The organism is Alteromonas sp. M12, from assembly GCF_037478005.1.
GTDB lineage: Bacteria > Pseudomonadota > Gammaproteobacteria > Enterobacterales > Alteromonadaceae > Aliiglaciecola > Aliiglaciecola lipolytica_A.
This window is the reverse complement of the sequence record NZ_CP144164.1, coordinates 1,932,413-1,945,951: the sequence shown is the minus strand read 5'-3', so window position 1 is coordinate 1,945,951 and position 13,539 is coordinate 1,932,413. Positions and strand designations below refer to the sequence as shown.

The 13,539-nt window shown below is 40.9% G+C and carries 8 protein-coding genes; 2 read left to right on the top strand and 6 right to left on the bottom strand.

Going from position 1 to position 13,539, the window contains the following annotated elements:
• Positions 1–156: 156 nt before the first annotated feature.
• Positions 157–2,493 (top strand): M28 family peptidase, encoded by a 2,337-nt coding sequence (locus VUI23_RS08365; RefSeq protein ID WP_342807770.1) that lies wholly within the window; start codon positions 157–159, stop codon positions 2,491–2,493.
• Positions 2,494–2,593: 100 nt separating this feature from the next.
• Here VUI23_RS08365 and truB read toward each other — a convergent pair whose 3' ends face one another.
• The 6 genes from truB to VUI23_RS08335 form a co-directional block, all read right to left on the bottom strand.
• Positions 2,594–3,544: a tRNA pseudouridine(55) synthase TruB gene (truB, locus tag VUI23_RS08360; protein WP_342807768.1), complete on the bottom strand. Its 951-nt coding sequence runs from the start codon at positions 3,542–3,544 to the stop codon at positions 2,594–2,596.
• A complete protein-coding gene (gene rbfA / locus VUI23_RS08355) occupies positions 3,544–3,972 on the bottom strand; it encodes a 30S ribosome-binding factor RbfA (protein WP_216047415.1) in 429 nt (142 codons plus the stop codon). The genes truB and rbfA overlap by 1 nt, the downstream gene beginning before the upstream one ends.
• A gap of 72 nt (positions 3,973–4,044) precedes the next feature.
• Complete coding sequence (gene infB, locus VUI23_RS08350) at positions 4,045–6,654, bottom strand: translation initiation factor IF-2 (RefSeq protein WP_216047414.1); 2,610 nt, start codon at positions 6,652–6,654, stop codon at positions 4,045–4,047.
• Between the two features lie 28 nt (positions 6,655–6,682).
• A complete protein-coding gene (gene nusA / locus VUI23_RS08345; protein WP_216047413.1) occupies positions 6,683–8,176 on the bottom strand; it encodes a transcription termination factor NusA in 1,494 nt (497 codons plus the stop codon).
• Between the two features lie 49 nt (positions 8,177–8,225).
• A complete protein-coding gene (gene rimP, locus VUI23_RS08340; RefSeq protein ID WP_216047412.1) occupies positions 8,226–8,681 on the bottom strand; it encodes a ribosome maturation factor RimP in 456 nt (151 codons plus the stop codon).
• Positions 8,682–9,170: 489 nt separating this feature from the next.
• On the bottom strand, positions 9,171–10,637 hold the full coding sequence (locus VUI23_RS08335) for a mannitol dehydrogenase family protein (RefSeq protein WP_342807766.1): 1,467 nt from the start codon (positions 10,635–10,637) through the stop codon (positions 9,171–9,173).
• Between the two features lie 551 nt (positions 10,638–11,188).
• On the opposite strand from VUI23_RS08335, the gene VUI23_RS08330 reads away from it, so the two are divergent.
• A complete protein-coding gene (locus VUI23_RS08330) occupies positions 11,189–13,537 on the top strand; it encodes a TonB-dependent receptor (protein ID WP_342807764.1) in 2,349 nt (782 codons plus the stop codon).
• The last annotated feature ends 2 nt before the right edge of the window (positions 13,538–13,539 follow it).

Genomic DNA, 13,539 nt, shown 5'->3' with positions numbered 1-13,539 from the left:
AGGTAAATTACGTATAAATACGGATTGCAGGAATATCTTCCGGTATTTTTAATTGTTGCATGGAAATTTGTATCTTTTTTGTTTTACATTAAGCTAAGGATTATGAGTTCTGCATAAGTCGTACAAGTTGTGCGGCAAACACTACAAAGGAATGTCATGCCAAATTACGAAAAGAACGCTTCAAGACTGATAAGTTTCCTAGTGATTATGGCAATTGTATTCACTGTAGTTCTTACATGGAATGCTCAGAAGCCTTCCGATGATGCCCAATACAAAATGGGCAGTGTGGATATATCCGCATCCAATATACGGACCCACCTATCAAAAATAGCGGAATATCCCCATTTCACAGGTTCAATTGAGCACACCAACGTACGAGAATATATTGTTAATGAGTTAGAAGAGCTTGATTTAGAGGTCGAAGTGCAAACTACGTTAGCACTGTCGTCAAAATATTTCGTTGCATCAAACGTGGCAAACATTATCGCGAAGATTCCGGCCACAACCCAGCCTGGGGGAAATAAAGGTTTAGCATTAATGTCCCATTACGATTCCGCTAATGGATATTCTCCTGGTGCAAGTGATGCTGGTAGCGGTGTGTCGACTATTCTTGAGTCAATCCGAGCTTTTTTAGAAAGTGGATTACCCCACAGTAATGATATTTATATTATTTTTACCGATGCAGAAGAACAAGGTTTACTTGGCGCACTAGGTTTTGTAACTGAACACCCAATAGCAGATAAAATTGGCTTAATCCTAAACTTTGAAGCGCGAGGTTCCGGTGGCGCAAGCTTTACGTTACTAGAAACCAATCAGGGAAATAAAAAATTAGTTAAAGAATTAGCTGCTGCAAAGCTTTTTTATCCAACGGCCAACTCTTTAATGTATAGCATCTATAAAATGCTGCCAAATGACACAGATCTCACTGTATTTAGACAACGAGCAGACATCAACGGCGTAAATTTTGCGTTTATTGATGATCACTTCGATTACCATTCAGCCCAAGATACCCCCGACCGATTAGATGCGTCTAGTTTAAATCACCAAATTAGTTATCTATCAGCTCTACTGCCTTACTTTTCCAACGCGGATTTAGAAAAACTCAAGTCAGAAAAAGATGTGGTGTACTTTAATTTTGCCAACATTGCACTTTATGATTATCCATTTTCGTGGGTACTCCCCATGAGTATTCTAGTAGCTTTGGTGTTTTTGATGATGACCATATCTGCAATTAAGAAAAAACAACTTAAAGCTAAATCTATATTGATTGCTACTATTCCACTCATTTTAAGTCTTCTAATTGCCGTTTGCATTGGAGTAGCCGGTTGGCATGGTTTGTTATGGATTTATCCGCAATTCAATGACATCCCACAGGGTTTTCCTTACGGCGGCCACTACATTTTAGCTACCGCAATCTTGCTTACAATGGCTTTAAATATTTGGACATACCAAATATTGACCAAGAAGTTTCCTAGCATAAAGGTAGTTGAGTGGTATATACCGATTATTGCAATGTGGATTGGCATCAATATTTTGATAGCCATTTTTCTAACCGGTGCAGGTTTTTTTATAATTTTAGCGGTTACTCCTCTTGCAATCTTTGGCAACATTCTGCGCTACAGAACCACTGCAAATAGAAAAGCAATAACCTACACACTTTTCAGTTTACCTGGATTAGTCATAATATCGCCTTTGATACCCGTTTTTGTAGTGGGTCTAGGGCTTTCGAATTTAGCTATTGCGACAGTTATGAGTACTCTATTACTGATGACGTTATTGCCAATATTATTTGTCGTAAAAGGTATTCGAAGCGTTCAGTTGTTTTGCTTAGCTGGGGCATTCATTAGTTTTGTAGGTATATATTTGGACGCAGACTATTCAGTTGAACGAAAAAAACCAAGCAGTGTCAATTACGTTTATGATACCGAATCAAAACACGCCATGTTATATTCCTATAACCTGCTTTTAGACAGTTTTGTGCAACAATTCTTCGCCGAAAACGACACCAACACAAGCCTTTTAAATGATTTAATCTCCTTTAGAGCGAGTCGTTCTACTCATTATGTAACTGCCACAACAGCACTTGATATTCCTCCCTCGAATGTAACCGTAAGTAGCTCAGTAGATGAAAATGATGTAATCCACTTAGTATTGACAGTCGAACCGAATCGTCCGATTAACTCAATTGAAATAATAAGCGATGAACCTATAGATATTTTTGGTTTAGCAATTAACCATAAAGCATTCGAAATAAAGAACAGCAGAAAACGAGACAATTTTGTGATGTATTACGTTGTGACGGATCAGCAACCGATTGAAATAACGATCGATTATCGCCCACAAACGCTTCCAGCAACATTACGATTAGTGGAAATCAGTCGAGATTTACCAAAACAATTGGCGCAATTTACACCGAGAGCCGAAAATATAATGCCATCGCCTTTTAGAATTACCGATGCGGTTATGATTAGCCAGCCCATCAAGCAAAAATAATTGTCCACTGAAAACAAAAAACTCAGGTTAAACTGCGGTAAATTTGCAGTCTCTCCTGAGTCTTAATTTATATAAACGTTTAATTCTAACGAAGAGGAAACTATCTTACGACTAAGCGTTTAGGTGCAATCTGTTGATTATCATCAATGAAACCAACCCCTAGAAACAAATCATTTGAATAAACTCTAACTTGAGAGTCAAGTGGAAAAGATACAGCTTGTTTAGCGTTAACTGGATTGCCATTACAAAAGTAACTTGCTCGTTCGGCTTCTAATTCAACTTCTGGCAACGTCTTAACCGGCGAATCCATTGCCAATAACAATGCATCTAACGCTACAAAACTGCTGTCATCCATTATATCTAATTCATTATCATCAATGCTCTTACGCATCGCTAACAGCTCATCTAAAGTAATAACTTTATCTGCCGGGTAATCGGCCACATTAGAGCGGTGTAAACGGCTTACAAACGCGCCACACCCTAATAGTTGCCCAATATCGTCCACCAAAGATCGAATATAAGTGCCTTTACTACAGTGCACTATCATATCGATTTTATTATCTTCAATCTTTTCGATTTGCAAAGAATAGATAGTAATTTTGCGTGCTTCTCTGGGTACTTCAATACCCTGTCTTGCATAAGAGTAAAGGGGTTTACCTTGATACTTTAAAGCAGAAAACATCGAAGGTACTTGATCAGATGTACCAACAAAGCTCAAACAGGCCTCTTCAATTTGCCCATTAGTAACCTCTACGGGTTTACTTTCAACAACCTCACCATCTGCATCAGAAGTTGTAGTACGTACTCCTAATGTTGCCGTTACTGAATAGGTTTTATCGGCATCAAGTAGAAACTGAGAAAACTTAGTAGCCTCCCCCAAACAAATAGGCAACATGCCTGTTGCCAAGGGATCTAACGCGCCGGTATGCCCAGCTTTTGCAGCATTGAAACACCGTTTAACCTTCTGAAGAGCATCATTGGAAGATAATCCCAAGGGTTTATCGAGCAATAACATGCCGTCAATCCCACGACCTTTACGCTTTCTAGCCATTAATTATTTTCGTCCGTTTCCTGATCTTCTTTATCTAAGTCACGACCTGCTTTCAACGCGCGCTCTTTATCGTCATTTAATGTTTGTGACACTAAAGTCGAAATACGAATACCTTCGGTAATTGAAGTATCTTGATAAAACTTTAATGCAGGTACCGCACGCATACGCATACGCTTGGCTAACAAAGTGCGAATAAAGCCTTTGTTATCTTCCATTATTTGATTGAATAACTTCAGTTTTTCTTCATCAGTCTCAAAAAATGTCACATAGACTTTTGCATGGGCTAAATCTCGAGAGACATCAACGCCAGACACAGTCACCATGCCTAAACGTGGGTCACGATTTTTAAATTCGTTTTGGAAAATGCTGGCCACTTCTTTGTGGATTTGCTGTCCAACTCGTTCAGTGCGGGAAAATTCTCTAGCCATACTGACACTCCTAAATTCCAGTCAAAAACGGAGGCTTAAGCCCCCGTTTTAAATTAAATTGAAACGCGAGGGTTAAATTTCGCGTTTTACTTCTACGGTTTCGAATACTTCGATTTGGTCACCGACCTTAACATCGTTGTAGTTCTTCACGCCGATACCACATTCCATACCGTTACGCACTTCTTGTACGTCGTCTTTGAAGCGGCGAAGTGATTCAAGTTCACCTTCATAAATAACCACATTTTCACGAAGAACACGGATAGGTGCACTACGTTTAATGTTACCTTCGGTTACCATACAACCGGCGATTGCACCAATTTTCGGTGATTTAAATACATCACGTACTTCAGCCAAACCAATAATTTGTTGTTTGAACTCAGGCGCAAGCATACCGCTCATTGCTTGTTTAACTTCATCTATCAGGTCATAAATAACACTGTAGTAGCGTAAGTCGATTTCTTCAGCTTCAATAATACGTCTTGCAGTAGCATCGGCACGAACGTTAAAGCCAACCACAATGGCGCTTGAGGCTGCAGCTAAACTAGCATCAGTTTCAGTAATACCACCAACACCGCTACCTACAATAATGACTTTTACTTCATCAGTAGATAGTTTAGTTAACGATTCTGAAATTGCTTCTACAGAACCCTGAACGTCAGCTTTTAATACAACATTAAGTTCGCTAACATCACCAGCTTCCATATTGGCAAACATGTTTTCAAGTTTAGCTTTTTGTTGTTTAGCTAATTTCAAATCACGTTGCTTAGTGTGACGCTTACTTGCAACTTCACGAGCTTTACGCTCATCTTGCACAACTAAGGCATCTTCACCTGCAATAGGAACACCAGACAAACCTAGCACTTCTACTGGAGTTGAAGGACCGGCAACCGTTACTTCATGACCATTTTCGTCGCGCATCGCACGAACTCGACCGTATTCAATACCACAAAGCAAGATATCACCCGCTTTTAACTCACCTTCTTGTACAAGCACAGAAGCAACTGGTCCACGACCTTTATCAAGGCGAGATTCAATCACGATACCCTTTGCTGGGCCTGTTGGTACGGCTTGTAAATCTAGTAGTTCAGCTTGCAACGAAATCGCTTCTAGAAGCTCATCGATGCCCATACCTGTTTTCGCAGATACGTTTACGAATTGGTGTTCACCACCCCATTCTTCTGAAATAACTTCAAGTTGCGATAATTCAGTCTTAACACGATCTGGGTCGGCTGCTTCTTTATCCATTTTGTTAACCGCAACAATCAAAGGTACGCCAGCAGCTTTTGCATGCTGAACCGCTTCTTTTGTTTGTGGCATTACGCCATCGTCTGCGGCAACAACCAAGATAACGATATCTGTTGCGACTGCTCCACGAGCACGCATTGCAGTAAACGCGGCGTGTCCAGGGGTATCTAAAAATGCAATACGACCATTATCTGTTTCAACACTGTAGGCACCAATGTGCTGGGTAATTCCACCAGCTTCACCATCGGCAACTTTCGCTCTTCGGATATAATCCAACAAAGACGTTTTACCGTGATCAACGTGACCCATAATAGTCACCACTGGCGCTCTGTTTTCTTTATCGCCAGAAGCCTTACCAGCTAACAATTCATCTTCTAATGCGTTGTCATTCACCAACTCGTATTTATGACCCATTTCTTCAACTACTAGTACAGCAGTGTCTTGGTCTAATACTTGGTTAATGGTAACCATCTCACCCATTTTCATCATCGCTTTGATAACTTCTGTGGCTTTAACGGCCATCTTGCTGGCAAGTTCGCCAACATTGATAGTTTCACCAATACGAACAATACGTTCTACAGGTTGCGCTGGTTTATTAAAGCCGTGCTTAAGATCGGCACCAGCATTCTTTTTCGATTTTTTACGACGACGAGAACCGCGCTCGACTTGTGCATCTTCTTCATCTTCAGCTTCTTGAGCGTAACGGTTAGAGTGCAAATGCACTTCTTCAGCTTCCTGCTTTTTACGACGCTCTTCTTCTTCTTTCCAACGACGCTCATTTTCTTCTGCTAAGCGTTTTGCTTCTTCAGCCGCTTTTTTCGCATCTTCTTCAAGTTTGCGCTGAGCTTCGTCTTCCTGAAGTTTACGAATGCGTTCAGCTTCAAGTCTTGCTTCTTCTTGCGCTGCTTTTTCTTCCGGTGATAACTGCACTTCTTCTTTTTGACGAGCAGCAGCATCCTTTTTCGCTTGTTCTATTCTTGCCGCTTTCTCAGCTTCCGCTTTAGCTTTAGCTTCTGCGGCTTTGATTGCTTTTTCTTCAGCGGCTTTTTTCGCTTCTTCAGCTGCTTTACGCTCTGCTTCAAGTTTTTCCTGCGCTTCTTGCGCTTTACGCTTAGCTTCTTCTTCGGCTAAACGCGCTTCTTCGACATCAGTACGTTTAACGTATGTGCGCTTTTTACGCACTTCAACTTTAACAGCTTTCGACTTACCCACACTTAACGTACTGGTAGTCTTGCGTTGCAAGGTCATGCGCTTTGGTCCTTCAGAACCATTGCCACCGTGAGATTTGCTCAAATGATCAAGCAATTGACGCTTTTCATCTTCAGTGATCATATCACCTACTTTTTTAGTCAAACCTGCGTCTGCAAACTGCTGAACTAAGCGATCAACTTGAGTTCCTATGTCGGTGGCTAGTTTTTCGATGGAGACTTCTGCCATATAGCTGTATTCCTCTTGTTGATCTTACTTATTCTTCACTAAACCAAACGATGTTACGTGCAGCCATTATTAGCTGTCCGGCTTTTTCTTCGTCTAGTTCTTCTATATCACTTATTTCATCAGTACCTTGTTCGGCTAGACCTTCAAGGTCTGTAATTCCTCGACTTGCTAGTACGTAGGCCACATGGCGCTCCATACCTTCGAGGTTTAGCAATTCTTCTTTTGGCTCAGAAGCTTCTAATGACTCTTCATTTGCCAATGCTTGGGTAGTCAGTGCAGCTCTCGCTCTACCACGAAGTTCCTCAACCATATCTTCATCGAAACCTTCGATGGCTAGTAATTCATTAGCAGGAACATACGCAATTTCTTCTACAGTTGTGAAGCCTTCATCCACTAAAACAGCGGCGAAATCTTCATCAATATCAAGGCTATTAATAAATACCCCTAATACTTTTGAGTTCTCTTCTTCGTGCTTAGAGTTCAGGTCTTCAACGGTCATGACATTTAATGTCCATCCCGTTAACTGACTGGCTAAACGTACGTTTTGACCGCTACGACCAATTGCCTGCGCTAGGTTGTCGGCTTCAACAGCCACATCCATGGAGCCCGCATCTTCGTCAACAACGATTGAAGCCACTTCAGCAGGTGCCATTGCGTTGATTACGAATTGAGCTGGATTTTCATCCCATAATACGATGTCAACACGTTCACCACCAAGTTCACCAGAAACCGCTTGAACCCGAGATCCACGCATTCCTACGCAAGCACCAACAGGGTCTAAACGTTTGTCGTTAGTTTTCACCGCAATTTTAGCCCGTGAACCTGGATCACGAGCAGCAGCTTTAATTTCTAAAGTCTCTTCTGCAATCTCAGGTACTTCTATACGGAACAACTCAACCAACATATCTGGGTGAGTTCGGCTAATAAACAACTGTGCTCCACGAGCTTCAGGACGAATTACGTATAACAATCCACGTACTCGGTCACCCGGACGGAAAGTTTCACGAGGTAGCATATCGTCACGATAAATAACGCCTTCAGCGTTATTACCTAAATCGACAATTACATTGTCGCGATTGACTTTTTTCACTGTACCAGTAACCAAATCACCCACACGGTCTTCGTATTCAGCGATCATTTGTGCACGTTCGGCTTCCCGTACTTTTTGCACGATTACCTGTTTGGCGGTTTGAGTAGTGATACGGTCAAATTTAATAGACTCAATTTGGTCTTCTATAAACTCACCCAATTGAATTTCAGGTTCATCTACTTGGGCTGCAGAGAACGTAATTTCTGCATACGGGTTTTCTTGTACCTGATCATCAGGAATAACTAACCAGCGACGAAAAGTATCAAAATCACCAGTTTCACGGTCGATGTTAACTCGTACTTCAATTTCGCCTTCATTTTTCTTTTTAGTAGCGCTGGCAATAGCATATTCTAATGCCTCAAAGATCTTCTCTTTGGGAACCTGCTTTTCATTTGAAACGGCTTCCGCCACTAACAAAATTTCTTTATTCATCGTTGCCTCACTGATTGCTTCCCTAAGAAAGCGCTAATATGAATCTTTCTTAAAATGTTGGAACCAAATTACCTTTTTCGATATTTGCCACGGCTAAAACGTATTCTTGACCATCAACTTCTACCGTTAAATTTCCATTGTCGACACTCAACAATGTACCTTTAAAGTTTCTTCTATCGTTCATTGGCATACGTAAGCGTACTGTCACAACCTCTCCAATACACTGCTGATAATGTGCTTCTTTAAAAAGCGGTCTATCCATGCCAGGAGACGACACTTCCAAATTGTATTCAGTAGTGATGGGATCTTCCACATCTAACACTGCGCTAACTTGTAAACTTACGTCAGCACAATTATCTACTGTAATACCATCTGGATGGTCGATATAAACACGCAATGTTGAGTGTTTTCCTGCACGAACAAATTCAATTCCCACGAGCTCAAAGCCAATGGCTTCCACTGGTGCAACTAACATGTCCGTCAGTTTTTGTTCAAGTTGTGACAAAAATAAAGCTCCAAATACGAAAAAAGGGCGAAAAGCCCAGATAAAGTAAACCAATAATAACAACAAAAAGCCCCGTACAAGCGGGGCTTTTTGTTTCTGGACCCTAACCCACTATCCAACTTTAATGGACTGCTTAACAAACTGAGCGCGAGACGCTAAACAGAAGTTGTGCGGACCGTCGAATAAGTGGTCGCAAGAATCGACTCACCAATAAGGTAATCTTAGAAAAATCAGTGTCTTTTCTTGCAGTTTCTTAGCTAGTTAAACCAACTAATCGAGACGTTACTATCCAATTCAGAGGGAGCCCGTCTCAAAAGATGGGCATAGTATACGGACGTACGCCTTGACATGCAAGGTAAAGAATATAATGGGTTACTTAAACATCATTCTAATCGGTGATAAAAATTAGATATCTGCAACCCTAGGCTATTTAAATTTTGCACGGTTATTATTCAATAACCATTATCTCACTACATAAACCTAATCTCATCATGCCAAGTCACTTAAACAAACATTTAAGTTATGTTGATTAATTGAGGACAGCGACAAAACGTGACGTTTGACTATGCTTCTAAACTCCTCATTAGTTGTAAGATCATCAAATACCGAGGTCAAATCCATAATTGCATCGGCTAGTTGTAGCGGAAAGTCAGCGTGCTTCTGTGCTAATGCAAGTAAAGTCTCAGCGATTGGATCAACTAACTCTTGTTGCTCTTTGTAACGTTTTCCAACAAATAAACACCAAGCTGCGATAGGAACACATAGTAATGATATGCTTCTTTCTTCTTTGATGTTGTCTCGAATTGCATTGAGAATTCGAAAAGGTAGTTTTTGCGAACCATCCCACGCTATCTGTGCCAGCAGATGACGAATATGTTTATTATGATAACGATTGATAATATCGTCTGCATACTGATCTAAATCCATAGCATCAGAGTTACCTATTGAAGGTAATATCTCTTGGGAAAGTAATTTTCTAATAAACTGTTCTATTGGCGCTATACAAATCGCCGAATAAACGGTTTCCAGTCCGCACAGAGTTCCAAGGTAAGCTAGAGTCGAATGCGTACCGTTTAATACCCGTAGCTTTGCTCTTTCGTACTTGTGAACATCGTCAGTAAATGTCACACCCACCTTGTCCCAGACTGGTCGAGGTCCACTGAACTTATCTTCAACTACCCATTGGCTAAAGGACTCACGCTGTATTGGCCATGCGTCCTCAACGCCGATTTTACCTTTGGTTGTTGCTCTTAGTTCGTCATTTGTGGCAGGTGTAATACTGTCTACCATAGTGTTGGGAAAACAAATATTTTGCGCTATCCAGTTAGCTAATGGTGTTGAAACCTCTGCAGCAAAAGTCATCACCGCTTTGGCCAGCTTATCACCATTATCAGATACATTGTCGCAACTTATAATGGTCAGTTGTGCATTTTGTTGGGCAAAACGTACCTTTAATGCTGCGACTAACAAACCGATCGCTGAAATAGGCGCTTCGGGGTTAGCCAAATCATGTTTGATATCGGTATTCTGCCAATCAAGTTCGCCCTTATTGCTCAGGCAATAGCCTTTTTCTGTAACGGTTAACGAAATAATATGCGTATTGGGATCGGTCATAGCATCCATCACTTGCTTACGCTGCTCACCCAAAACAAAAATTTGATTAAAGGCCCCTATAATCTGGACATAAGGTGAGTCGTCCAACACCATCAGTGAATATAGGTTATCTTGATCTTTCAACTTATCTCGTAGATCTTTACTACGTAACGATACCCCATCAATTTTCCAGTTTCCGCCTTGCGCAGACATAGCTAAATCAGTGTAAACAGCTTGATGAGCTCGATGAAATGCTCCTGGGCCTAAATGCACAATACCGCGCGCAGTTGTTTCCAGGTCATATTCTGGTTGACGAATCTCTTTGGGTAAAGAACGTAATACTTGTCGATCTAATCCTGACATCAAATTAGCCTTATAATGTGTAAGCTTTGTAGCTAGGTTGTATGTTAAATCTACTGCCAATTACGCAGCTTCATCTTTACTTAAATGGTGTTATGAAACCAAGGTTGTTAGATAACGGCAATCGATTCTTCGCGGGACATCATGTCTCGCAGTTTCCGATGGAAAGGCCCGTGCATCGTCATTAAACTCCAGGGGATTGAAGAAAAAAGCAGATTTAATCACTTGGTATGTGAATCCTAACATAACTTCTACGATATGTTGAAACCATCAAGCAGGACCAACCACTTGGAAATACAGGTATTCCAACCGTAAAATAAACCAGCGAATTGTTGCCTAAATTAATTATAAACTATTGGCCGTTGACATCTCTGTTCGATTGATAAAAGCCCTACTTTATTGTGATTACTACAACACTAATTTCAGCTGATGGATTATCATTCCTCCCCAACCCATACAAATCTAAACGATAATAGATATCATTTGCATTAGCGTGTTTATTTGTTTTAGAATAAAAAAACACATCATTTTCTCAAAACAACTAAGGAATATTAATGCGCGACACATCCCAACTTAAACCGAAGATAAAACCATTAGCTGCAATAGACAAAAGACGCTTGGGATCAAGTGCTCTAATGGCCGCGTTAACATTCGGTTCAACTCTCGTTTATGCTGAAGACACTGACACTTGTAAAATTGAAGGGAAAAGTGAAGTTGAATGTGCAAAAGAAGCTGAATCTTTAGAAAAAATTAAAGTACACGGTGTTCGTCACTCTATTTATAATGTGAAAAAGTCAGGTGACGTACGAAGAGTCATTGATCTCGCCGATACCCCACAAACCATAACGGTATTAACAAAAGACCAAATTTTAGAATCCGGTCGCACTGATCTAGAACAAATACTGTCAACCCAAGCAGGAGTTACCTTAGGTACAGGCGAAAATGGTAATGCCTTTGGGGATAGGTATGTAATTCGTGGACATGAAGCTCGCAGTGATGTATTCGTTGACGGATTACGCGATCCTGGAATGACTACCCGTGAAAGTTTTGCTACCGACCAAATTGAAATCACTAAAGGCCCCAGCGCTACGTTTGCTGGACGCGGTTCTTCAGGTGGTGCGGTTAATAGTATTACTAAAAAAGCAGATCCTTCATATAATTTTGGCCGTGTAGATGCTGCAATAGGAACGGATGAATATCATCGAATTACTATCGATACTAATATGGCTGTTTCTGAGAATTTAGCGTTTCGGATTAACGGTTTAGATGCTTATGAAGATGCACCTGGCCGCGAAGGTATCGTGAGAAATCGCGAAGGTTTATTACTTTCAACGACTTATTTGCCTACTGACAAATTGTCTTTCAGTGCAGACGCCTATTATATGCAGGCGGAAGACGTACCTGATCTCGGCAGTTATTTTGATAGAGTGGCTAGAGAGCCAGTTTCCGATATTCCAGTTTACGCTCAATCAGAAGACTTTTTAGATAGTGAAGTATACGCGCTAACATTATTCACAAACTACGAAATTAATGACCAATGGCGTATTTATAATGCCACTCGTGTAGGTAAAACCGAGAATGGCTACCTAACGACTGGCGCTAGCGGCAGCACACGAGACGAAACAGATCCTGAAGCGCCTAATGCAGACACTATTACCTTAAGTACGCACCAAGGTAATCAAGAAGTCGATTATGTTGCCAGTCAATTTAATCTATTTTGGAACACTAAATTATTAGGCGTAAATCACAAAGTCGTGTTCGGATTTGAGTATTCAGATGAGTCAGTGGACAACGGTGTTTATAATATTACCTACGGTAACGAAGGTAATTGCTTAGTGAATGGTCGAAATGGCGTCAGCAGCGGATATTGCGCGCTGGACGGAAATGGAAACGTGGTCAGCGATGTAAGTAACTTAATGAATCGTAGCTATGTTGAAGGTGACTCAGATGCAGTGTTCGACATACAAACCACAGCGTTTTACGTAATGGATAACATTGAACTTAATAAGCAATGGGAACTGTTTATAGGTCTACGCCAAGATAGCTTTGACTATAGTAACGATACAAACAGCCGCAGCGGAGAACAACTATTTGCCTATTCGGATGATCTAACTAACGGACATATCGGTTTGGTTTATCAACTGGATGAAGACATTAATTTTTATTCTACATACAGCACTGCTACCAATATTAACGGTGGTGAATCCGATTTAGGTGCCAACTGCGGATATGGTGGCCTTTGCGGCACACCAGATCAAGCACAACAATCCGACCCTGAACGAATTGAAAATATTGAAGTGGGTACAAAATGGCAATTTATGGATGATGAATTGCTAGCTACAGCCGCCATTTTTCAGATAACCAAAAGTGACGTAATGGAAAGTGTAGGCGATGCTTATTCCAGTCTAGGTTCGTTAAATACAGGGAAAAACCGAGTAAAAGGGATAGAGTTTGGCTTAACGGGTGAGATTACTGAGCAACTTAGCGTTCAATTTAGTGCGGCATTTATGGATTCAGAAGTCTTGGAATCATTTAATGACGAGAATATTGGTCGCGCTTTGAGTAACTTTGCGGATAACAGTTATTACGTGCAATTGCGTTATCAGCCTACAGAGAGTTTCGTAGTAGGTGGAGATTACACCTACAAAAGTGAAATGTATGGTGGACAACCAGACACGGCAGCTGGCTACGATGATGACATAGGAGCTTACTCAATAGTAGTGCCATCCTACAGTGTGGTTAATTTGTTTGCTAACTACTACGTTTCTGAAGATCTGACGTTACGTTTAAATGTGGGTAATCTACTGGATGAAGAGTACTGGACAGCAGCATATCGCTCAGGTTCTTTCATGTATATTGGTGACGGCAGAAGCGTTCGTGCTGGTTTAACCTACGAATTTTAATT